Origin of the sequence: Pseudomonas sp. RtIB026, from assembly GCF_016861355.2 — a bacterium.
Taxonomy (GTDB): Bacteria; Pseudomonadota; Gammaproteobacteria; order Pseudomonadales; family Pseudomonadaceae; genus Aquipseudomonas; species Aquipseudomonas peradeniyensis.
In genome coordinates this window covers 3252709-3276269 of record NZ_AP023348.2, presented here as the reverse complement: position 1 = coordinate 3276269, position 23561 = coordinate 3252709, and the positions used below count along the sequence as shown (strand labels likewise).

Genomic DNA, 23561 nt, shown 5'->3' with positions numbered 1-23561 from the left:
TCCTGAAGTCGCAATTGGTGTTGCCTGAACTATCGCGCGCTTAGAAGCAAGAGCAAGAGTAAGAAATGCGAAGTTAGTTGTTTTACAGTTAGTTATGTATTGGCTGTTCCGGCCCTTTCGCGGGGCAAGCCCGCTCCTACAGGGATTTATATAACGGCGACTATCGTGTAGGAGCGGGCTTGCCCCGCGATGTGATCGAGAGATTAATTAGGCTCCCACTAGCGACAGCTGCGCCAGTCCAGGCGCCGCCCGTAACTTCGCGACTTCAGGAGGCCGAACGCAGGACTTGCGGAGGGAGGTGACGGGCATGGATGCCCGTCAAGCGCTGGGGCCCAGGATGGGCCCTGCAGCGCGGTCCTCCCGGGAGCAAGGCCGGAGTGAGGGAACCCGGAGCGAAGCGTAGGGCCGGATGAATGGAGCGAGGATTTTTTGGTGACTTTTTGATCCCTCAAAAAGTTACCCGCCGTAAGGGCGGAAAGGTGAATAAGCGTCGACATCGCAAATGAATGCGCATACAACTTACAAAACAACCAAAAAACCAAAAACCCAACTCTACTCCACTACCAAATCCCGCCCAACATCCCACCCTCCCCCAAGCGCCGCAATCAACTGCACACTCGCCACCAACCGCCCCTGCAACAACGTCAACACACTCCGCTCGTTGCTGAGCGCCGTCGTCTGCACATTGACCACATCCAGATACCCGATCAACCCCGCCTTGTACTGGTTCTCGGTCAACCGCAACGACTCCCGCGCCGCGTCCAGCGCCTCCTGCCGCACCACCGCCTCGTCCCCGTACACCTTGAGCTGCACCAGATAGTTCTCGACCTCCTTGAACCCGTCGAGCACCGTCTGCCGATACTGCGCCACGGTCTGGTCGTACACCGCCACCGTCCGGTCGACCTCGGCACTGCGCTTGCCGGCGTCAAACAGCGTCAGCGCCAGTTGCGGCCCGACCGACCAGTAACGGTTGGGCAACTCGATCCAGTTGTTGAAGCTGCTGCTGGAGTACCCCCCGTTCATGCTCAGCGACAGATCCGGGAAATACGCCGCCCGCGACACGCCGATGTTCGAGTTGGCCGCCATCACCTTGCGCTCGGCCGAGGCAATGTCGGGACGCCGCTCGAGCAGCTGCGACGGCAGCGACAGCGGCACCTGCGGCAACGCCGGAATATCGTTGCTCGCCGCCAGGGCAAAATCAGCCGGCGCCTTGCCCATCAACACGGCGATGGCGTTCTCGTACTGCGCCCGCTGCCAGGCCAGGTCGATCAGGTCGGCCTGGGTGCTCTTGAGCTGGGTACGCGCCTGGGCCACGGCATCCGGCCCGGCAACCCCGGCGCGGTACTGGTTCTCGTTCATCTTCAACGACCGCTCATAAGTTGCGACCGTGGCTTCAAGCAGGCGCTTCTGCGCGTCGATCACCCGCAATTGCAGGTAGTTCTGCACCAGTTCCGATTGCTGGCTCAGGCGAATGGCCGCCATGTCGGCCAGGCTGGCCTCGGCGCTGGATTCGTTGGCGTTCATGGTTTCACGCAACTTGCCCCACAGGTCGATCTCCCAGCTCACCCCGAGCTGCGCGTTGTAGGTGTCGCGGATGCCACTGCTGTTGTTCGACAGGCTGGAGCTGGAACTGCCGGTGCCCTGGGCTGAACGGTTCTTGCTGGTGGTCAGGTTCAGCGAAGGGAACAGCGAGGCACGGCTGCTGCGCACCAGCGCCTGGGCCTGGCGGTACTGCGCCTCGTACTGCGCCACCGTCTGGTTGCTGCGGTTGAGCTCCTCCACCAGGGCGTCAAGCTGCTTGTCGCCATAGATCTCCCACCACGCCCCGCGGGCGATGGCGTCGGACGGGTTGGCCTGGGTCCAGCCTTCGGCCTGCTTGAACTGCGCCGGGGTGCTGATTTCCGGGCGCTGGTAGTCCGGGCTCAGGGTACAGGCGCTGAGCATGGCCACGCACAACCCGGCGCTGACCAGGCGCGAACCGCGCCCGTGGGTCAGCCGCTTGAGGGCACGATGGATTCGGGTGTGGGCAAAGTTCATAGCGGGGTATCCAGGGCAGCGTCGGTGCGCACGCCGCGCCAGCGGTTGAACCGGTGGCGCAGGCGATCGAGGTACAGGTAGACCACGGGCGTGGTGTAGAGGGTGAGGATCTGGCTGAACACCAGGCCGCCGATGATGGTCAGGCCCAGCGGCTGGCGCATCTCGGCGCCCTCGGCGCGGCTGAGCAGCAACGGCAGCGCGCCGAGGATCGCCGCCAGGGTGGTCATCAGGATCGGCCGCAGGCGCAGCAGGCAGGCGCGGCGGATCGACTCCTCCGGCGACAGGCCGTCGTGGCGCTCCAACTGCAGCGCCAGGTCGATCATCAAGATGGCGTTCTTCTTCACCACGCCGATCAGCAGGAACAGCCCGAGCAACGAGATCAGGCTGAACTCGCCACCGGTCAGGTACAGCGCCAGCAAGGCGCCGACACCGGCCGAGGGCAGCGTGGAGAGGATCGTCAGCGGGTGGATGTAGCTCTCGTAGAGGATGCCCAGCACCAGGTACACCAGCACCAGGGCGCCGAGGATCATCAGCGGCTGGCCTTCGGTGGTCTTGGTGAAGGCGTCGGCGTCGCCGCCGAGCTTGGCGATCACCGACTCGGGCAGGCCGAGCTTGGCCACCGCGCGTTCCAGCGCGGCCATGGCCTGGTCGGGGCTGTAGCCTTCGGCGACGTCGAACGAGATGTCCTCGGAGGCGAACTGCCCTTCGTGGCTGACGCGGTCGTTGGCCAGGCTGTTCTCGTAGCGGGCGAAGGTGGACAGCGGCACCCGGGCGCCGTCGGCAGTGATCACCTGCACCTGCTCCAGGGTGCTCGGGTCCCAGGCGTATTTCGGGTTGATCTCCAGCACCACCTGGTACTGGTTGAGGCTGTCGTAGATGGTCGAGATCTGCCGCTGGCTGTAGGCGTTGTTCAGCACCGCGGTGACCATGTCCATGTCGATGCCCAGGCGCTTGGCCTGGTCACGGTCGACCACCAGGGTCACCTGCTGGGTGCCGGCGCCGTCGCGGGCGTCGATGGCGGTCAGCTCGGGCAGCTTGCGCAGCTCGGCGGCCACCTTCGGGAACCACTCGCGCAGGGCTGCCAGGTCGCCGCTCTGCAGGGTGTAAAGGTACTGTGAGGTGCTCTGGTCGCGACCGCCACCGCCCAGTTGCAGGTCCTGGTCGGCCATCAGGTACAGACGCCCGCCGGGGATCTTCGGCAGGTCCTTGCGCAGGCGGTCGATCACCTTCTGCGCGTTCTCCTTGCGCTCGGCGATCGGTTTGAGGCGCACCAGCACGAAGGCGTTGTTGGTGCCGCTGTTGCCGCCGATGAAACCAGCGACGCTTTCCACCGCCGGGTCCTTGAGCAGGGCGCGGCGGTAGATTTCCATCTTCGGCTGCATCACGGTGAACGACAGGCCGTCGTCGCCACGGATGAAACCTTGCAGCTGGCCGGTGTCCTGCTGCGGCATCAGGGTCTTGGGCACCACCACGTACAGGGCGATGTTCAGCCCGATGGTGGCCAGCAGGCTGAACAGGGTCAGGCGCTTGTGGCGCAGCGCCCAGCCCAGGCTCTTGTCGTAGCCGGCGACCATGCGCTGGTGGATGCGGTCGCTCCAGCGTTGCAGGCGGGTCTGCTGCTGCGGGCCGTGGACCTTGAGCCAGCGCGAGCAGAGCATCGGCGTCAGCGTCAGCGACACCACCAGCGAGACGATGATCGCCGCGGCCAGGGTGATCGAGAACTCCTTGAACAGCCCGCGCACGATACCGCCCATGAACAGGATCGAGACGAACACCGCCACCAGCGAGACGTTCATCGACAGCAGGGTGAAGCCCACCTCCTGCGCGCCCTTGTAGGCGGCGCGCATGGGGTTTTCGCCGTTCTCGATATGCCGCGAGATGTTCTCCAGCACCACGATGGCGTCGTCCACCACCAGGCCGGTGGCGAGAATCAGCGCCATCAGCGACAGGTTGTTCAGCGAGAACCCGCACAGGTACATGACCGCGAAGGTGCCCACCAGCGACACCGGCACCGCCAGGCTCGGGATCAGCGAGGCGCGCAGGTTGCCGAGAAACAGATAGACCACCAGGATCACCAGCACCACGGCGATCAGCAGGGTGTGCTCGGCCTCCTTCAAGGTGGCCTTGATCACCGGCGAGCGGTCCATGGCCACGTTGAGCTTGACGCTGGCCGGCAGCAGCGACTGCAAGGCCGGCAGCTCGGCCTTGATCTGCTCGACGGTCTGGATGATGTTGGCGTTGGTCTGGCGGTTGACCACCAGCAGCACCGCGCTCTCGTCGTTGAAGAAACCGCTGTTGTAGCGGTTCTCCACGCCATCGCTGACCTTGGCCACGTCGGACAGGCGCAGGATCGCGCCGTTCTGCTGGCGGATCACCAGCGGCTTGTAGTCCTCGGCGGTCTCCAACTGGTCGTTGGCGCGCACCTGCCAGTTGCGCTCATGGTCTTCGACGAAGCCCATGGGCCGGCGCTGGTTGGCGTTGGCCACCGCATTGCGCACGTCGTCCAGGGACAGGCCGTACTGGTTGAGCAACTGCGGTTCCAGCTCGATGCGCACCGCCGGCAGCGAGCTGCCGCCGATCTGCACCTCCCCTACCCCGCTGACCTGCGCCAGGCTCTGGGACAGGATGGTGTCGGCCAGGTCGTAGAGCTTGCCCTTGGACAGCACGTCCGAGGTCAGCGACAGCACCATGATCGGCGCCTGGGACGGGTTGATCTTCTTGTAGGTGGGCATGCTGCGCATGCCGCTGGGCAGCAGGTTGCGGGTGGCGTTGATCGCCGCCTGCACCTCGCGCGCCGCGCCGTCGATATCGCGGCCCAGCTCGAAGCCGATGATCACCCGGGTCGAGCCCTGGTTGGAACTGCTGGTCAGGGTGGTGACGCCGGCGATGGCACCGAGCTTGCGCTCCAGCGGCGTGGCCACGGTGGAGGCCATGACCTCCGGGCTTGCGCCGGGCAGGCTGGCCTGCACCACGATCACCGGGAAGTCCATCTGCGGCAGCGGCGACACCGGCAGCAGGCCGAAGCTCACCCCGCCCAGCAGCATGATCGCCAGGCTCAGCAGCATGGTGGCTACCGGCCGGCGGATAAAGGGTCCGGACAGGTTCATGCTTCGGCCTGCCGCGCATCGTCAGCCGGGCGCCAGCGGCGCGCCAGGCGGTCGAAGTACAGGTAGATGACCGGCGTGGTGAACAGCGTCAGCACCTGGCTGACCAACAAGCCGCCGACCATCACCAGGCCCAGCGGCTGGCGCAGCTCGGCGCCGGAGCCGGTGGCGAGCATCAGCGGCATGGCGCCGAACAGCGCGGCCAGGGTGGTCATCAGGATCGGCCGGAAGCGCAGCAGCGCCGCCTGGTAGATCGCGTCACGTGGGCTCATGCCCTGATGGCGCTCGGCCTCCAGGGCGAAGTCGATCATCATGATCGCGTTCTTCTTGACGATGCCGATCAGCAGGATGATGCCGATGATGGCAATCATGCCCAGGTCGTTGCCGCTCAGCAGCAACGCCAGCAAGGCCCCCACCGCCGCAGACGGCAATGTGGAGAGGATGGTCACCGGGTGGATGTAGCTCTCGTAGAGCACGCCCAGCACGATGTACATGGTCACCACCGCGGCCAGGATCAGCAGCAAGGTGCTCGACAGCGAGGCCTGGAACGCCTCGGCGGCGCCCTGGAAGCGGGTCTGTACACCGATCGGCATGCCGATGTCCTGCTGCACCTGCTCGATCACCTTGACCGCCTCGCCCAGGGACGCGCCATGAGCCAGGTTGAACGACATCATCACCGCCGGGAACTGGCCGATGTGCGAGATCGCCAGCTGGGCCTGGCGTTGCTCGATGCGCGCCAGGGCCGACAGGCGCACCTGACCGCCGTCGGTGGCCTTGACGTGGATCGATTCCAGGGCCTGCGGGCCGAGGCTGGCCGCGGTCTGCGACTGCAGCACCACGCGGTACTGGCTGGCCTGGGTGTAGATGGTCGAGATCTGCCGCTGGCCGAAGGCGTCATACAGCGCGTTGGTGATCTGCGCCACGGTAATCCCCAGGCGACTGGCCATATCGCGGTCGATCACCAGGAATACCTGCAGGCCCTGATCCTGCAGGTCGCTGGCCACGTCCTGCAGTTCGGGACGGTCCTTGAGCGCCTGCACCAGCTTGCCGCTCCATTCGGCGAGCATGTCGGCATCCGGCGAGCTCAGGCTGAACTGGTACTGGGTGCGGCTGACCCGGTCCTCGATGCTCAGGTCCTGCACCGGCTGCATGAACAGGCGGATGCCGACCAGCCTGTCGAGCTGCGGCTGCAGGCGGTTGATCACCTCGGCGGCGGTGACGTCGCGCTCGCCGTGAGGCTTGAGGTTGATCAGCAGGCGGCCGCTGTTGAGGGTGGCGTTATCGCCGTCCACGCCTATATACGAGGACAGGCTCTGTACCGCCGGGTCCTGCAGGATCACCTTGGCCAGGGATTGCTGGCGCTCGCTCATGGCGGCGAACGAGGTCGATTGCGGCGCCTCGGAGATGCCCTGGATGACCCCGGTATCCTGGGCCGGGAAGAAGCCCTTGGGCACCATCAGGTACAGCACCACGGTCAATGCCAGGGTGGCCACGGCCACCAGCAGGGTCAGCGGCTGGCGCTCGAGCACCCAGGTCAGGGTGGTGCCGTAGTGCTTGATCAGCCAGTCGATCCAGGCACCGCTGGCGCGGTAGAAGCGGCCTTGTTCCTCTTCCTTGGGTTCGCGCTTGAGCAGGCGCGCGCACATCATCGGCGTCAAGGTCAGCGACACCACCAGGGAAATCAGGATGGCCACCGCCAGGGTGATGGCGAACTCGCGGAACAGCCGCCCGACCACATCGGCCATGAACAGCAGCGGAATCAGCACGGCGATCAGCGAGAAAGTCAGCGAGATCAAGGTGAAACCAATCTGCTTGGCGCCCTTGAGCGCGGCCTGCATGGGTGTTTCGCCCTCCTCGATGTGCCGGGAGATGTTCTCCAGCATGACGATGGCATCGTCCACCACGAAACCGGTGGCGATGGTCAGGGCCATCAAGGTGAGGTTGTTGACCGAAAAACCCGCCAGGTACATCACCCCGAAGGTGCCGATCAGTGACAGCGGCACGGCGATGGAGGGGATGATGGTGGCGCTGAAGCGGCGCAGGAAGACGAAGGTGACCATCACCACCAGGGCGATGGCGAACAGCAACTCGTGCTGCACATCGCGCACGGCGGCGCGGATGGTCTGGGTGCGGTCGGTAAGCACGCTGACATCCAGGCCCGCCGGCAGGTTGTCGGTGATCGACGGCAGCAGTTCCTTGATCCGGTCGACCACCTCGATGACGTTGGCGCCGGGCTGGCGCTGGATGTTCAGCAGCACCGCCTCGTTCTGGTTGGCCCAGGCGGCCAGCCGTTCGTTCTCGGCGCCGTCGACGATCTCGGCGACGTCCTTCAGGCGCAGCGGCGCGCCATTGCTGTACTTGAGGATGAGGTTGGCGTATTCCTCGGGCGAGCGCAGCTGGTCGTTGGCGTCGAGCATCGACACCCGGGTCGGGCCGTCGAAGTTGCCCTTGGGCTGGTTGACGTTGGAGGCGCCGATCAAGGTACGCACGTCGTCCAGGTTCAGGCCGTTGGCGGCCAGGGCGTCGACGTTGACCTTGATCCGCACGGCCTGGCGCTGGCCGCCGGCGATGCTGACCATGCCGACGCCGCTGATCTGGGCGATCTTCTGCGCCACGCGGGTGTCGACCAGGTCGTTGAGCTTGGGCAGCGGCATGGTCTTCGAGGAAATGGCCAGGGTCAGCACCGGGGTGTCGGCCGGGTTGACCTTGTTGTACACCGGCGGCGCCGGCAGGTCGCTGGGCAGCAGGTTGCTGGCGGCGTTGATCGCGGCCTGCACCTGCTGCTCGGCGACATCCATGTTCATGTCGAGGTTGAAGCGCAGGGTCAGTACCGAGGCGCCGCCGGAGCTGGTCGAGGCCATCTGCTCCAGGCCCGGCATCTGCCCGAACTGGCGTTCCAGCGGCGCGGTGACGGCACTGGTCATCACCTGCGGGCTGGCGCCGGGGTACAGGGTCATGACGCGGATGGTCGGGTAGTCGACCTGGGGCAAGGCCGCCACCGGCAGCAGCCTGTAGGCGATCAGGCCGGCCAGGACGATGGCCAGCATGCTCAGCGTGGTGGCGACCGGCCGCAGGATGAACAGGCGCGAAAGGTTCATGCGCCCGCCTTGGTGCCTGGTTCAGCGGCCTGGGCCGAGCCCTTGGCGCCCTGCCCCTGCAGGTGCTGGCCAGGGGTGGTCGGCACTTGCGAGCTATCCTCGACCACATCGACCTTGGTGCCTTCGCGCAGGCGGTCGGTGCCTTCCAGCACCAGGCGCTCGCCAGCGGCCAGGCCCTCGACGATCACCGTGTTCTCGCCATCGCTGGCGCCGACCTTGAGCTTGCGCACGTTGATGGTGTTCTCGGCGTTGACCACATAGGCGAAGGTGCCGTCGTTGCCGAACTGGATCGCCGCGGCCGGAGCCAGCACCACCTGTTTGAAAGTATCGGCCAGCAGGCGCACATTGACGAACTGGTTGGGGAACAGCGCGTGGTCGGTGTTCTGGAAGGTGCCCTTGAACTTCAGGGTGCCGGTGGCGACGTCGATCTGGTTATCGAGGCTGCCCAGCACGCCGGTGGACTGCAGCTTCTGATCGCCCCGGTCCCAGGCCTCGACCGGTAGGCTGGCACCGCTGCGGTAGCGGGCCAGGACGGTGTCGAGCTGGGTTTCCGGCAGGGTGAAGGCAACACTGATCGGCTGGGTCTGGGTGATGACCACCAGCGCCGTGGTGTCGTTGGCCGCCACCAGGTTGCCCAGGTCCAGCTGGCGCAGGCCCACGCGGCCGTTGATCGGTGCGCGGATCTGGGTGAATTCGAGGTTAAGGCGAGCGTCGTTGACCTGGGCCTGGTTGGTCTTGACCAGTCCCTGGAACTGACCGACCTGGGCTTCGGCGGTGTCGAGGGTCTGCTTGGCGATGCTGTCCTCGGCGTACAGGCCTTTATAGCGAGCCAGGTCGACCTGGGCGTTCTTCAGCTGCGCCTGGTTCTGCGCCAGGGTGCCTTCGGCCTGCTGCAGGGCGATGCGATAGGAACGTGGGTCGATCTCGGCGAGCAGGTCGCCTGCCTTGACCTGCTGACCTTCCTTGAAGTGGACCTTGACCAGCTCGCCGGCGACCCGGCTGCGCACGTTGACCGTGTTGGTGGCGGTGACGGTGCCGAGGGCCTTGTAGTACAGCGGGAAGTCCCCGACACGCACGGGTTCGACCCGTACCGGCACCGCCTCGGTGGAGGCACCGAAGCCCGGTCGCCCGCCCTTGCCCGGTCGGTGCCCGGCGTCCTCCTTGTGGACGGTCGCCGCGGGCCACAGCCACCAGGCCAGCAGGGCCACCAGCAGCAGGATCAGCAGGCCGAACAGCCAGCGACGAGGGGAACGGGAATTGGAGGCTTGCATGGGTCGAACGAACCTTGTTCAGAGAAAGACGGCGTGGAGAGCGTGAACGATAAGCACTGGCATCGCTTTAGCAAAGGGGCTTTACCAGTGCTTTACCTTCGGCTGACGTTGGCAAAGGGGTGAACTTTAAATGAAAACGGCCTGGAACAGGGTCCAGGCCGTTACAGGGTGTAACCCCTGGGGGTGCTTCGCCCCTTTCGCGGCACAAGGCCGCTCCTACAGGATTCAGCGTTTTCTGTAGGAGCGGCCTTGTGCCGCGAAAGGGCCGCAAGGCGGCCCCAGCGTCACTTACTTCAGGACAGCCAGCGCCGCCTCGTAGTTCGGCTCGTCGGCGATTTCGCCCACCAGCTCGCTGTGCAGCACCTTGTCGTTTTCGTCCAGCACCACCACGGCGCGGGCGGCCAGCCCGGCCAGCGGGCCGTCGGCAATGGCCACACCGTAGTTTTCCAGGAACTCGCGGCCACGCAGGGTCGACAGGTTCTTCACGTTCTCCAGGCCTTCGGCGCCGCAGAAGCGCGCCTGGGCGAACGGCAGGTCGGCGGAGATGCACAGCACCACGGTGTTGGCCAGATCACCTGCCTTCTTGTTGAAGGTACGCACCGAGGTAGCGCAGGTCGGGGTGTCGACGCTCGGGAAGATGTTCAGCACCTTGCGCTTGCCGGCGAAGTCGGCCAGCGACTTGTTCGACAGGTCGCCAGCGACCAGGGAGAAGGCAGGTGCCGCGGCGCCTTGCTTCGGCAGTTCACCGCTGACCTGAACCGGGTTGCCTTTGAGAGTCACTTGAGCCATGGCGGAAATCCTTATGCGGGGTTGGAAAAGGACTCAGAGTTAACCATGAAGGAACGCAAGTGCCTATGGGCAAAGATGAAATTGTCCTACGTTCGGGCAATTCCTGTAGACAAACGCCCGGGTGACTGGCGTCGACCCGGGCGCTTTTCCTACGTGACGGGACTCAGGCCAGCAGGCCGTACACCACCGAGGTCAGGGCCACCAGGCCGACGACCACCACGAACAGGTTGGACAGCGCGCCGCTGTACTTGCGCATCGATGGCACGCGACGGATGGCGTACATCGGCATCAGGAACAGCAGCACGGCGATGATCGGGCCGCCGAGGGATTCAATCATGCCGAGGATGCTCGGGTTGAGGGTGGCGACGATCCAGCACACCACCAGCATCAGCGCGGCGACGATGCGGTCCAGGGCCTTGGCGCCCGGGCGCATGCCGGACTTGACGATCATGCCCTTGAGGCCCTCGCTGGCACCGATGTAGTGGCCCAGGAACGACTTGGCAATGGCGATGAAGGCGATCAGGGGCGCTGCGAAGGCGATGGCCGGCTGCTCGAAGTGGTTGGCCAGGTACGACAGGATCGACAGGTTCTGCGCCTTGGCCTCGGCCAGCTGGGCGCTGCTCAGGGTCAGCACGCAGCTGAACACGAAGAACAGCACCATCAGCACCATCAGCAGGTGCGCACGACGCAGGATCTGGCCGCTGCGCTCATCGGCGTGCTCGCCGTAGCGGCGTTTCTGGTCGACGGCGAAGGCCGAGATGATCGGCGAATGGTTGAACGAGAACACCATCACCGGAATCGCCAGCCACACGGTGTGCAGGAAGGCCGAGCCCGACGGCACCTGGGTGGCGGTGTCGAGGATGCCGCCGGTCCAGTGCGGCACCAGGTACAGGGCCAGCAGCGCCAGGGCGACGATGAACGGGTAGACCAGCAGGCTCATGACCTTGACCGTGGCCTGCTCGCCGCAACGGACGATGGCCAGCAAGCCGAGAATCAGCACGAACGACAGGATCGCCCGCGGTGGCGGCGCGATGTGCAGCTGGTGCTCCATGAAGCTGCTGACGGTGTTGGTCAGCGCCACGCTGTAGATCAGCAGGATCGGGAAGATGGCGAAGAAGTACAGGACGGTGATCAGCGCGCCGGCGGTGATGCCGAAATGCTCCTCGACCACCTCGGTGATGTCGCCGCCCTTGCTGCCGGAGAGCACGAAGCGGGTCAGCCCGCGGTGGGCGAAGTAGGTCATGGGGAAGGCCAGCAAGGCCAGGACCAGCAGCGGCCAGAAACCGCCAAGGCCGGCGTTGATGGGCAGGAACAGGGTTCCGGCGCCGATGGCCGTGCCGAACAGGCCCAGCATCCAGGTGGTGTCTTGACGCGACCAGCTGCCGAGGGTGGCGGGGGTCGATTCTACAAAGCGTTGTTCAACGCTTGGGGCCTGCTCATTCATTCCGGGTGACGCTCCACTCGCAAGACTGCAACAGGCTGAGAATGGCGAAATAGACGATTCGCCCAACTCAACCGGGGAAGAGGGGCGCGATTGTGCATGCAAAGGTTGCACTTGGGGAAGCCCCGCCCGAGGGACGGTTGCACTTGTCTTTACAAGCGGGTTGTGCTGGAGGGGCCGCTCTGCGGCCCCAGGCCGGTTACCGCTGAACGGCGGCAAACGCCTCGGCCACCTGGCGCAGGTTGGCCGGACGCAGCCCGGACATGCACACCCGGCCACTGTCGATCAGGTACACGCCGAACTCGTCACGCAGGCGACGCACCTGCTCCACGCTGAAACCGGTGTAGCTGAACATGCCGCGCTGGCGCAGGAAGAACTGGAAGTCCTGGCCCGGCAGCAGCTCGCCGAGCAGGTCGACCAGGCCCTGGCGCATATCGAGGATACGCTTGCGCATCACCTCCACTTCCGCCGCCCACTGGGCATTGAGCGCAGCGTCGCCGAGCACGCCGGCCACCAGCTGGGCGCCGAACGCGGGCGGGCTGGAGTAGTTGCGGCGCACGGTGGCCTTGAGCTGGCCGAGCACGCTGGAGGCGGTGGCGGCATCGTCGCAGACCACCGACAGGCCCCCTACCCGCTCGCCGTACAGCGAGAAGATCTTCGAGAACGAGTTGCTGACCAGGCACGGCACGCCGGCACGGGCCATCTCGCGGATGGCGTAGGCGTCTTCCACCAGGCCTTCACCGAAGCCCTGGTAGGCGATGTCGAGGAACGGAATCAGCTGGCGCGCCTTGACCACCTCGACCACCTGCTGCCACTGCTGCTGGTTCAGGTCGACGCCGGTGGGGTTGTGGCAGCACGGGTGCAGCAGGACGATGCTGTTGGCCGGCAGGGTCTGCAGGGTCGCCAGCATGCCGGCGAAATCGACGCCACGGCTGGCGGTGTCGAAGTACGGGTAGCTGTGCACCTTGAAGCCCGCGCCTTCGAAGATCGCCCGGTGGTTGTCCCAGGTCGGGTTGCTCACCCATACCTCGGAGCCCGGGAAGTAGCGCTTGAGGAAGTCGGCGCCGACTTTCAGCGCGCCGGAACCGCCGACGGTCTGCACGGTGGCCACGCGGCCATCGGCCACAGCCGGGTGATCTGCGCCGAACAGCAGCGCCTGGATCGCCTGGCGGTAGGCGGCCAGGCCTTCCATCGGCAGGTACAGCGAGGCTTCGTGGGGCTGGCCGGCCAGGCGCTTCTCCACCTCGCCCACCGCCGCCAGCTGCGGCACCACGCCGGCTTCGTCGTAGTACAGGCCGATACTCAGGTTGACCTTGTCGGCGCGCGGGTCGGCCTTGAAGGTTTCCATCAACGAGAGGATAGGGTCGCCGGCATAGGCATCGACATGTTTGAACACAGCGTGCAGCTCCTTGGAAATCAGGACAGTTCAGGGATGGCTCCAGCGAGGATACCCGCAGTGGGGCGTGAGGAACATCACCGATGTGCAAGGAGTCGATGCAGGGGTGCAAGGCCGGGGGTGGGCTTCAAGATACTCGACGAAGAATATGTAGCGCCTGTGAGATCGAGCGCCGCCCGCGCGGCGCATCGCGACGCAAGGCCGCTCCTACATCTATGGTTACCCCCATTTCTGCAATACTGTACTGAGATGTGCGTGAGTTTGGTTTGCGTCAATCTATACGGCGTCGTGTGGGAGGTTGGTCCCGCGCCTCGATGAAAATCGCGCCCGACGAGCCTAGATATTTGTTCGGCTTCTGAAGCCGAGTAGGAGCTCAGGTTGATCGCCAGGCCGGTATACCGTTCACGTCATCTGTGTGCAGCATCGCAAAACCAGGTGGGTTGTTACTCGTGTGTCTGCAGGGTCAAGCGTTCATGGCGCTTGACCCTGCATCAAATTCGCTGTGGTGTACCGTGATGGCCCAGGCGATTCGGGCCAGTTTGTTGGCGATAGCGCACACCACCAGGTTGGGGTGGTGAACACGTAGCAAGCCACGTACCCAGTCCGCCAGCTTGCCGGTTTTGCGCTCCAGCCCAATCAGATAGACCCTCGCGCACTGGATCAGCAGTCGTCGCTGATTGCCGTCGCCCCGCTTGCTGATTCGCCCCAGGCAAGGTTTGCCGCCTGTCGTGTGCTGCCTGGGAACCAGGCCTATGGAGGCTGAATAATTTCGCCCACAGCGGAACTGCTTACCATCACCCAATTCCGCAGCCAGGGCGGTAGCGGTGATCGGGCCAATACAAGGTATCGACATCAAACGGGAAGCAAGATCATCGCTAACGGCCTGGCTATGCACTTCCTTGTCCAGAGCCTTGATCCGATCATCGAGATAGCGGAAGTGGGCATGTAGGTCCAGCAACAGCTTCTTGATCAACGGTGAGAAGGTACTGTCGTCCAGCAGAATGGGGAGCTCCCGGACCGCCTTGAAGGTGGGTGCCAAACTGACCCCCACCTCGAGCAAATAAGCGTGGATGCGGTTCATGGTGGCAGTACGGTCTCTGATGAAGCTGTCGCGCAGTGAATTGAGCATCGCCAGCGCCTGCTGGGCCTCGGTTTTGGGAGGCACGAAGCGCATCTGATCGCGGGTTGCCGCCTCACCGATAGCGGCAGCATCGGCAAAGTCATTCTTGTTGCTTTTCACGTAGGGGCGAACGAACTGTGCGGGAATAAGTTTGGGCGTATGACCCTGTCTCGTCACCTCTCGCGCCATGAAATGAGAGCCACCACAGGCCTCCATCGCCACCGTGCAGGGCGCAAGATTGGCAAGGTGGCGGATGAGTGACTCACGGTTGAACCTGCGGTGATAGAGCTCATGACCCCGATCATCCTGAGCGTGTACATGGAAGCTCAACTTTCCCAGGTCGATGGCGATGATGGCGACAGTGTTCATGGCGTTGCACTCCGATAGGCACCCTGTGAAAGCTTAGAGGGCTGACACAGGGTGGGGCGGGGGTAGCCATTTCATTATTTGTTGCAACGTGCCGAACCTGTCAGGCCATGGTTGCCCGCCTTGGTGCATGCCTTGAGACAGGTGAGGCGCCAGTGGTGCCCACCCCGAAACCGCGTCATACCAACAAGGCGGACTCGGTAATGGCACAGGATTGACTGGTCCGAAACAGATGTAGGAGCGGCCTTGCGTCGCGCGGGCGGCGCTCGATCTCACAGGCGCTGGATCTTTCCTGTCGAACACTTGGCGCCTCCCCCTTAGCCAGCAAAGGGCCAGTTCACCCCGCCAACCCCTGCAACTCCCCCCACTCCCGCTCACTCAACGCCACCCCTTCCCGCCCGGCCACTTCACGCTCGCGATAACGCCGCTCGCCCGGCATCCGCGTCAACCCGGCTGCCTGCATCTGCTCCACCAGTTCGCGGCTGCGCAGCGCGAAGCGCTCGCCCTCGGCCTTGCTCGGGTCGATCACGATGATCAACTGCCCGGTCCAGGGGGTCTTGGCTCCTGGGTGGCCCGACCAGTCGAACTCCCAGGAGAAATTGCCTCCCGTCAGCGCCGCCGCCAGCAGCTCGACCATCATCGACAGCGCCGAGCCCTTGTGCCCGCCGAACGGCAGCAAGGCGCCGCCCTCGAGAATCGCCTTGGGGTCGCTGGTCGGCTGGCCATCGGCATCCACGCCCATGCCCGGCGGCAACTGCTCGCCCGCCCGCGCGGCGATCTGCACATCGCCATGGGCCATGGCGCTGGTGGCCATGTCGAAGACGATCGGATCATGCCCGGCGCAAGGCGCGGCAAAAGCAATGGGGTTGGTGCCGAACAGCGGCTTGCGTGCACCGTGTGGCACCACGCAGGTCATGCTGTTGACCACGCTCAAGGCCACCAGGCCTTCGTCGGCGAACGGCTCGACATCCGGCCACAGCGCGGCGAAATGGTGCGAGTTGTGGATCGCCAGCACCGCGATGCCGGCCGCCCGGGCCTTCTCCACCAGCAGCGGCCGGGCCGCCGCCAGCGCCGGCTGGGCGAAACCACCCTTGGCATCGACCCGTACATAGCCGGATGCCAGGTCGGTCACCAACGGCTCGGCGCGGCCATCAACCCAGCCGCTGGCCAGGGTCGAGACATAACCGGGAATACGGAACACCCCATGGCTGTGGGCACCGTCGCGCTGGGCACTGGCGCAATTGTGGGCGAGCACGGCGGCCACCGCCGCGCTGCAGCCATGACGCTCGAAAATCGACTGCAGCAACGCCTGCAGCTCGGTAAAAGGCACGCGCACGACAGGGCCGGTGGAAGGTGAAGACATCTGGAGCTCCTTTCTTGGAATTGGATTCGCTACAGCGCAACTGCACAGACTTTCCCGCCAATGACAGCTATCTGTCAAATATTGACTTGATGACAGAAAACAGCCATTTTGGCCTCCACGCCAGAAATCAACCGGAACCGACCATGAGCCAATCGATCAAGCAACGCCTGGAAAGCAGCCTGCACACCGCTGCCGCCTCGGGCCGCCAGATCGCCAGCTACATGCTCGCCAACCTCCACGAACTGCCGTTCCAGACCTCGGCCAGCATCGCCACCAAGCTGGGTGTGAGCGAGTCGAGCGTCGGCCGCTTCTGCCGCTCGCTGGGCTACGCGCACCTCAAGGCGCTCAAGCAGGACCTGCAGAACGACCTCGGCGACGGCCCCTGGCTGGTGGGCGACCGCCTGCAGGAGTTCCGCCAGCAACCCGAGGACGACCAGCGCTCGGGCAGCCTGGAGCTGGAAATGGCCGCGCTGGTGCGCGTGCACGAATACAGCCGCGGCGAAGCCTGGCAGCAGGTCGCCCGGCGCCTGGCGGAAAAACCGCGGGTGTTCGTCGCAGGCTTTCAGACCGAACGCGGCGTGGCCATGTGCATGAGCCACCTGCTGCAATACCTGCGCGACGGCGTGCAACTGGTCGACGGCAGCGCCGGACATTTCGCCGAGGTGCTGCTGGGGCGCCCGCAGGACTGTGCACTGGTGGTATTCGAGGCGCGCCGCTATTCCCGCCACGCCCTGCAGCTGTGCCACAAGGCCCGCGAGCTGGGCATCCCGGTGACCCTGGTCACCGACACCTTCTGTGACTGGGCCGATGCCAACGCCGACGAGGTGTTCCGCATCCCCACCGAATTCAACCTGTTCTGGGAATCCACCGCGACCATGCTGTCGTGGGTGCACCTGATGGTCAACGAGGTCTGCAAGAAGCTCGGACCGGATGTTGAAAGACGCTTGGAAGCAACTGCCGCTCTACATAACGAGTTCGTCGGCTACACCTCGTGGCCGGCGGGCAAACAACAATAGCAAGAGTGCAACTACCGAGGTGCGAGATGAAAGGAACCATGGCTGTGGTGGGTGCGTGCGCCCTGCTGCTGGCGGCCGGCGCCAGTGCCGAGACCCTGCGTTTTGCCACTGAAGGCGCTTACCCGCCGTTCAACTACGTCGATGCCGACAACAAATTGCACGGCTTCGACATCGACATCACCCATGCCCTGTGCGAGCAGATGAAAGTCGAGTGCACCCTGGTGGCCCAGGACTGGGAAGGCATCATCCCCGCGCTGATGGCGCGCAAGTACGACGCCGTGGTGGCCTCGATGATCGACACCGAGGAGCGCCGCCGCAAGATCGCCTTCACCGACCGTTACTACCGCACCCCGCTGACCGTGGCGGTCGCCAAGGACAGCAAGATCAGCGACGCGCAGACCGACTTCAAGGGCTATACGGTTGGTGCCCAGTCCGCCTCGACCCAGGCGATCTACGCCGAGGACGTGTACGGCAAGGCCGGCGCGGACGTGAAGCTGTACCCGACCCTGGACGAGGCCAATGCCGACCTCGCCGCCGGGCGCCTGGACGGGGTGATCGCCGACAAGTTCCCGCTGCACGAATGGCTGAACAAGAATGGCAAGGACTGCTGCAAGATCCTCGGCGACGTCGACGGCACCAAGGCCGACGCGGCGATTGCCGTGCGCAAGGATGACCAGGCCCTGCGCGTGCGGCTGAACGAGGCCCTGGCGGCGATCGTGGCCAATGGCACGTACCAGAAGATCGCGAGCAAGTATTTCGCCTTCGATATCTACCAGTAATCTCGTGGGAGCGGGCTTGCCCCGCGATGGCGTCCTGCGTCAACCAGGTGCTATCGCGGGGCAAGCCCGCTCCCACGGGGTCGCCTGTATCCCGGGGGTTACCTATGCTCGATCAACTCTCCCTGCTCTCTTTCGCCAGCGGCGGCTGGGGCCAGGCGCTCTTGGCCGGCGCGCTGGTGACCGTATCGCTGGCCCTGGCCTGCCTGCCCATCGGCCTGCCGCTGGGCCTGCTGGTGGCGCTGGCCGCGCGCTCGCGCAAACGCCTGCCGCGGGCCTGGGCCACCACGTTCTCCACGGTGTTCCGCGGCCTGCCCGAACTGCTCACCCTGCTGATCATCTACTACGGCTGCCAGATCGCCGCGCAGAAGATCCTCGCCGCGATGGGCTACCAGGGCGAAGTGCTGATCAACACCTTCCTCGCCGCGATGGCCGCCTTCAGCCTGGTGTTCGCCGCGTTCTCCAGCGAGATCTGGCTGATGGCCTTCAAGACCCTGCCCAAGGGCCAGCTGGAAGCCTGCGCGGCCCTGGGCCTTAGCAAGCGCACCGGATTCTTCAAGGTGGTGTTGCCGCAACTGACGCGCATCGCCCTGCCGGGCCTGTCGAACAACTGGCTGAGCCTGCTCAAGGACACCTCGCTGGTCTCGACCATCTCGCTGATCGACCTGATGCGCCAGACCAACCTGGCGGTCAGCGTGACCAAGGAGCCGATGCTGTTCTACGGCGTCGCCTGCCTGGTCTACCTGCTGTTCTCGGCGCTGTCGGGCAGGGTCTTCACCCTGCTGGAGCGGCGCAGCAACCGCCATTTGCAAGGAGCCCGCCCATGAGCCCGGAGCAACTGCTGGCCTACGTGCTCGATCCCGACCTGCTGGAGCGCTACGGCGCGCGCTTCGTCGATGGCCTGCTGGTCACCGCCAAGCTGGTGGCGATCTCCTTCACCCTCGGCGCGCTGCTGGGCATGCTCCTGGCCCTGGCGCGGATGTCGCAGCACCTCGTTCTGCGACGCCTGGCTGCGGGCTACGTGTATTTCTTTCGCGGCTCGCCGCTGCTGGCCCAGCTGTTTTTGCTGTACTACGGGCTCGGTTCGCTCAAGGGCTTCTGGCAGGACCTGGGGCTGTGGTGGTTCTTCCGCGAGGCCTGGTACTGCGCCCTGCTCGCCTTCACCCTCAACACCGCCGCGTACCAGGCCGAGATCTTCCGCGCCAGCCTGATGGCCGTCGCGCCGGGCCAGTACGAGGCGGCCAAGGCCCTCAACCTCAAGCGCTCGACCACCTTCTTCAAGGTGGTGCTGCCGCAGTCGCTGCTGGTGGCCATCGGCCCGTTGGGCAACGAGCTGATCATGATGATCAAGGCCAGCGCCATCGCCTCGCTGGTGACCATCTACGACCTGATGGGGGTGACCAAGCTGGCCTTCTCGCGCAGCTTCGACTTCCAGATCTACCTGTGGGCGGCGGTGCTCTACCTGCTGATCGTCGAGGTGGTCCGGCGCACCCTGAAACACCTGGAGGCCCGCCTGGGCCGCCACCTGAACTGATTGAAGGAACCTTTTCATGCATTGCCAGACCATCGTCCTGGGCGCCGGCATCGTCGGCGTCAGCACCGCTCTGCACCTGCAGGCCCGCGGACGCCAGGTGATCCTCGTCGACCGCGACGAACCGGGCAGCGGCACCAGCCATGGCAACGCCGGGCTGATCGAGCGCTCCAGCGTGATCCCCTACGCCTTCCCGCGCCAGTGGAGCGCCTTGCTGCGCTACGGCCTGAACCGCCAGCCCGACGTGCGCTACAGCCTGACCCACCTGCCCAAGGTCGCGCCCTGGCTGCTCAGCTACTGGCGCCAGTCCGCCCCCGGCCGCCTGGCCAAGGCTGCCGCCGACATGCTGCCGCTGGTGCAGCGCAGCGTCGAGGAACACGATGCGCTGATCGAGGCCGCCGGCCTGCAAGGGCTGGTGCAGGCCAAGGGCTGGATCGAGGTGTACCGTGATGCCGCGCTGTTCGAACAGGCCAAGCGCGACCTGAAGGGGCTGGCCCGCTACGGCCTGCAATACGAGATCCTCGAACGCGAACAACTGCAGGCCCGCGAACAGCAACTGGACGGTGGCGTGATCGGCGGCATCCACTGGCTCGACCCGAAGACGGTGAGCAACCCCGGCGGCCTGACCCGTGGCTATGCGGCGCTGTTCGTCCAGCGCGGCGGGCAGTTCCTCCACGGCGATGCCCGCAGCCTGCGGCAGGTCGAGGACGGCTGGCAGCTGGACACACGTCGCGGCAGCGTGACCGCCGACGAAGTGGTGGCCTGCCTCGGTCCGCAGTCGGCCGACCTCTACGAGCGGCTGGGCTACCGCTTTCCGCTGGGCATCAAACGCGGCTACCACATGCACTACGCCACCCGCGATGGCGCCGAGCTGGGTCATTCGATCTGCGACACCCAGGGCGGTTACGTCCTGGCGCCGATGGCCCGTGGCGTGCGCCTGACCACCGGCATCGAGTTCGCGGCGAGCGACGACGCCGCCAACGAGATCCAGCTGCGCCGCTGCGAAACCCTGGCGCGCCGGCTGTTCCCGGCCCTGGGCGAGCGCCTGGACGACAAGCCGTGGCTGGGCCGCCGCCCCTGCCTGCCGGACATGCGCCCGGTGATCGGCCCGGCGCCCCTGCACAAGCACCTGTGGTTCAACTTCGGCCATGCCCACCACGGCCTGACCCTGGGCCCGGTCAGCGGCCGCCTGCTGGCCGAATTGATGACCGGCGAGCACCCCTTCACCGACCCTGCGCCCTACAGCGCCGCACGTTTCGACTGAACCTTGAGCGGGAGAACAACAAGATGACCGCCCCCCTGAGCCTTGCCAGCCTGCACCCTGCCCCCGATCCGCGCCCGGAGCTGATCCGCATCGAGGGCCTGAACAAGCACTACGGCGCCTTCCATGTGCTGCACGATATCGACCTGTCGGTGCGCGAGGGCGAGCGCATCGTGCTCTGCGGCCCGTCGGGTTCGGGCAAGTCGACGCTGATCCGCTGCATCAACCGCCTGGAAATCGCCCAGCAGGGCAGCATCCGCGTGGCCGGCACCGACCTCGCCAGCAAAGGCCGCCAGGCCGACCAGGTGCGCAGCGAGATCGGCATGGTGTTCCAGCACTTCAACCTGTTCCCGCACATGAGCGTGCTCGACAACTGCCTGCTGGCGCCGATGAGCGTGCGCGGCCTGTCGCGCCGGGAGGCCGAGGAACGGGCGCGCTTCTACTTGAGCAAGGTCGGCATCGAGAGCCAGGCGCACAAGTACCCCAGCCAGCTGTCCGGTGGCCAGCAGCAGCGGGTGGCGATCGCCCGGGCGCTATGCATGAAACCGAGGATCATGCTGTTCGACGAGCCGACCTCGGCGCTCGACCCGGAGATGGTGGCCGAGGTGCTGGATGTGCTGGTGCAGTTGGCCGGCACCGGCATGACCATGCTGTGCGTCACCCACGAGATGGGCTTCGCCCGGCAGGTGGCCGAGCGGGTGCTTTTCCTCGAGGGCGGGAAGATTATCGAGGACAGCCCACCCGAGGTGTTCTTCGGCCAGCCGCGCACGGCGCGGGCACAGGCGTTTCTCAAGCAGATCCTGCACTAGCATTCTCCAGTGAATGGCAAGTGACAGCCTGTACTGCCATTTTTCATTGACGCAGCCGCCCCAACGCCTCCAGTACATGTTCCGTCGCCCGCTCCACCTGCCCCTCGCGACAGGCGATCCCCAGTTGGCGCCACATCCCCGGTCGCAACGGCCGCCGGGCGATGCGCGGCGGCGACTGCTGCACCTCCCCTTCCTGCGGCAGCAAGGTGGCGCCGTAGCCCGCCGCCACCAGGCTCTTGATCGCATCGTTGTAGTTCAGCTCGATCCGCGGCTCGGGGTACAGCCCCGCCGCGGCAAACCACTCCGAGGTCACCCGCGACAACTGCGTGGAGCTGTCGTTGAGGATCAGCGCCCGGGCCGCGAGCCAGGCCGGCGTGACCCGGGCAGGCGGCTGCCAGTCGGCGGGAACATAGGCCATGATCGGGTCACGCCGCCACGGTGTGATCCTCACCCCTTTGCCCGCCACCTGCGGCAGCGCCACCAGGCCGATGTCCAGGGTGCCCTCGCGCAGTCGCGCCAGGGAGGCCTGTGAAGTGAGCACCTGAACCTGCACGTCGACTCCCGGATGGTCCACCCGCAGTGTTTCCAGGGCCTGGGGCAACAGGTGGGCGATGGCGCCAGTCGAAGCGCCCAGGCGCACCCGCCCGGTCAGGCCCTGCACCTGGCGGCGCACTTCGTCCAGGGCCTGGTCGGCGTCGGCCAGCAGGCGCCGGGCGCGGGTCAGCAAGGTCTCGCCAATGGCCGTGGGGCGCACCTGGCCGCGGGTGCGGGTGAGCAAGGGCGCACCAATGCGTGCCTCCAGCTCGGCCACGTGCAGGCTGATGGTCGGAGGCGCCAGGTTGAGCTGACGGGCGGCGTCGGCAAAGGAGGCACGGTCGGCAATCACCACCAGGGTGCGCAGGCGGTCGAGGCTGATTTCTCGCATGGGGTCTCGGCACGGATGAAGTAATAGCGGCTGGCACATCTCAGGTAGGAGCGGCCTTGTGCCGCGAAAGGGCTGCACAGCAGCCCCGGCACTTTCGCGCCAAACGGGCAACCCTGGGGCTGCTTCGCAGCCCTTTCGCGGCACGAGGCCGCTCCTACAGTGGCATGCGATTTAGATTCAGGATTACTGAACATGGCAATCATGATATTCAAATTTTCTTTCGTCCAGCGAACGACGAGGATAACGCCATTCCTTCTCTTCACTGGAACACCGACATGCACCAGCCCCTCGTCTTCATCGACGGCGACCAAGGCACCACCGGCCTGCAGATCCATGCCCGCCTGCACGGCCGCCAGGACCTGCGCCTGCTCACCCTGCCCGAAGCCGAGCGCAAGGACCCGGCGCGGCGCAGCGAGGCGATCAACAGCGCCGATATCGCCGTGCTCTGCCTGCCCGACGACGCCGCCCGCGAGGCCGTGGCCACCCTGCACAACCCGGCGGTGCGGGTGATCGACGCAAGCTCCGCGCACCGCACCACGCCCGGCTGGATCTATGGCCTGCCGGAACTGAACGAACAACAGGCCGAACGCATTGCCCGGGCCACCCGGGTAAGCAACCCCGGCTGCTACCCCACCGGCGCGATCGCCCTGCTGCATCCGCTGGTCAAGGCAGGCTTGCTGCCGGCGGACTATCCGCTGAGCATCCATGCCATCTCAGGCTACTCCGGTGGCGGCCGGGCCGCCGTCGAGCGGCATGAGCAGCGCAGCGACGCCTACCTGCCGACACTCCAGCTATACGGCCTGGAGCTCGCCCACAAGCATGTGCCAGAGATCCAGCAGCATGCGGGGCTGAGCGCGCGGCCGGTGTTCGTGCCGGGTTACGGCGACTACCGCCAGGGCATCGTGCTGAGCATCCCGCTGCAACTGCGCCTGCTGCCCGGGGTCAGCGCCGAGCAGCTGCAAGCCTGCCTGGAGCGGCATTACCAGGGTGCCCGCCATGTACAGGTGATGCCTCTGCACCAGCACGGCCCAGCTCAGGCGCTGGACCCGCAGGCGCTGAACGACAGCAACGACTTGCGCCTGGCCGTGTATGCCAACCCCGAGCATGGCCAGGTATTGCTGACTGCGGTGTTCGACAACCTGGGCAAGGGCGCCTCGGGCGCCGCGGTGCAGAACCTCGACCTCATGCTGGCCGGGCTGCGCTAGAATGATCACCCGCCTCGTTCCGGGGCGGGTGTTTCAATCCTGCCGGAGCCCGA

At 65.6% G+C, this 23561-nt stretch carries 17 protein-coding genes; 7 read left to right on the top strand and 10 right to left on the bottom strand.

Annotation, left to right across the window (positions count from 1 at the left end; translation table 11 throughout):
* Positions 1-552 precede the first annotated feature (552 nt).
* The 9 genes from PRtIB026_RS14545 to PRtIB026_RS14505 all read right to left on the bottom strand — a co-directional run bounded on the left by PRtIB026_RS14545 (position 553) and on the right by PRtIB026_RS14505 (position 15985).
* Positions 553-2037, bottom strand: coding sequence for an efflux transporter outer membrane subunit (locus PRtIB026_RS14545; RefSeq protein WP_203646913.1), 1485 nt, complete (start codon positions 2035-2037; stop codon positions 553-555).
* Positions 2034-5144 carry a multidrug efflux RND transporter permease subunit gene (locus PRtIB026_RS14540; protein ID WP_186714632.1) on the bottom strand — a complete coding sequence of 1037 codons (3111 nt, stop codon included), beginning with the start codon at positions 5142-5144 and terminating at the stop codon, positions 2034-2036. Before PRtIB026_RS14540 ends, PRtIB026_RS14545 begins: the two co-directional genes overlap by 4 nt.
* Positions 5141-8239, bottom strand: coding sequence for an MdtB/MuxB family multidrug efflux RND transporter permease subunit (locus tag PRtIB026_RS14535; protein WP_203646914.1), 3099 nt, complete (start codon positions 8237-8239; stop codon positions 5141-5143). Before PRtIB026_RS14535 ends, PRtIB026_RS14540 begins: the two co-directional genes overlap by 4 nt.
* Positions 8236-9510, bottom strand: a complete 1275-nt coding sequence (locus tag PRtIB026_RS14530) for an MdtA/MuxA family multidrug efflux RND transporter periplasmic adaptor subunit (RefSeq protein ID WP_203646915.1) — start codon at positions 9508-9510, stop codon at positions 8236-8238. Before PRtIB026_RS14530 ends, PRtIB026_RS14535 begins: the two co-directional genes overlap by 4 nt.
* Positions 9511-9798: 288 nt before the next feature.
* Positions 9799-10299, bottom strand: a complete 501-nt coding sequence (gene tpx, locus PRtIB026_RS14525; protein ID WP_203646916.1) for a thiol peroxidase — start codon at positions 10297-10299, stop codon at positions 9799-9801.
* Between the two features lie 163 nt (positions 10300-10462).
* On the bottom strand, positions 10463-11743 hold the full coding sequence (locus PRtIB026_RS14520; RefSeq protein ID WP_050705937.1) for a serine/threonine transporter: 1281 nt from the start codon (positions 11741-11743) through the stop codon (positions 10463-10465).
* Positions 11744-11939: 196 nt separating this feature from the next.
* A complete protein-coding gene (locus PRtIB026_RS14515) occupies positions 11940-13136 on the bottom strand; it encodes an aromatic amino acid transaminase (RefSeq protein ID WP_203646918.1) in 1197 nt (398 codons plus the stop codon).
* Positions 13137-13599: 463 nt separating this feature from the next.
* Positions 13600-14625, bottom strand: coding sequence for an IS110 family transposase (locus PRtIB026_RS14510; protein WP_203646920.1), 1026 nt, complete (start codon positions 14623-14625; stop codon positions 13600-13602).
* A 334-nt stretch (positions 14626-14959) separates the two neighbouring features.
* The gene (locus PRtIB026_RS14505) at positions 14960-15985 is read right to left on the bottom strand and encodes an Ldh family oxidoreductase (RefSeq protein WP_267812273.1); all 1026 of its coding nucleotides are present in this window, start codon (positions 15983-15985) and stop codon (positions 14960-14962) included.
* A 143-nt stretch (positions 15986-16128) separates the two neighbouring features.
* On the opposite strand from PRtIB026_RS14505, the gene PRtIB026_RS14500 reads away from it, so the two are divergent.
* The 6 genes from PRtIB026_RS14500 (at position 16129) to PRtIB026_RS14475 (ending at position 21378) form a co-directional block, all read left to right on the top strand.
* Positions 16129-17001 carry a MurR/RpiR family transcriptional regulator gene (locus PRtIB026_RS14500; RefSeq protein ID WP_203646922.1) on the top strand — a complete coding sequence of 291 codons (873 nt, stop codon included), beginning with the start codon at positions 16129-16131 and terminating at the stop codon, positions 16999-17001.
* Between the two features lie 26 nt (positions 17002-17027).
* Positions 17028-17780: a transporter substrate-binding domain-containing protein gene (locus tag PRtIB026_RS14495; RefSeq protein ID WP_203646923.1), complete on the top strand. Its 753-nt coding sequence runs from the start codon at positions 17028-17030 to the stop codon at positions 17778-17780.
* Between the two features lie 104 nt (positions 17781-17884).
* A complete protein-coding gene (locus PRtIB026_RS14490; protein ID WP_203646924.1) occupies positions 17885-18604 on the top strand; it encodes an ABC transporter permease in 720 nt (239 codons plus the stop codon).
* The gene (locus PRtIB026_RS14485; protein ID WP_203646925.1) at positions 18601-19311 is read left to right on the top strand and encodes an ABC transporter permease; all 711 of its coding nucleotides are present in this window, start codon (positions 18601-18603) and stop codon (positions 19309-19311) included. Before PRtIB026_RS14490 ends, PRtIB026_RS14485 begins: the two co-directional genes overlap by 4 nt.
* Positions 19312-19327: 16 nt before the next feature.
* Complete coding sequence (locus PRtIB026_RS14480; protein ID WP_234561128.1) at positions 19328-20572, top strand: NAD(P)/FAD-dependent oxidoreductase; 1245 nt, start codon at positions 19328-19330, stop codon at positions 20570-20572.
* Between the two features lie 23 nt (positions 20573-20595).
* Positions 20596-21378 (top strand): amino acid ABC transporter ATP-binding protein, encoded by a 783-nt coding sequence (locus PRtIB026_RS14475; RefSeq protein ID WP_096047910.1) that lies wholly within the window; start codon positions 20596-20598, stop codon positions 21376-21378.
* A 43-nt stretch (positions 21379-21421) separates the two neighbouring features.
* Here the strand turns inward: PRtIB026_RS14475 and PRtIB026_RS14470 are convergent, their stop codons facing one another.
* Positions 21422-22303, bottom strand: coding sequence for a LysR family transcriptional regulator (locus PRtIB026_RS14470; RefSeq protein WP_203646926.1), 882 nt, complete (start codon positions 22301-22303; stop codon positions 21422-21424).
* A gap of 275 nt (positions 22304-22578) precedes the next feature.
* On the opposite strand from PRtIB026_RS14470, the gene argC reads away from it, so the two are divergent.
* The gene (gene argC, locus PRtIB026_RS14465) at positions 22579-23508 is read left to right on the top strand and encodes an N-acetyl-gamma-glutamyl-phosphate reductase (RefSeq protein ID WP_203646928.1); all 930 of its coding nucleotides are present in this window, start codon (positions 22579-22581) and stop codon (positions 23506-23508) included.
* The last annotated feature ends 53 nt before the right edge of the window (positions 23509-23561 follow it).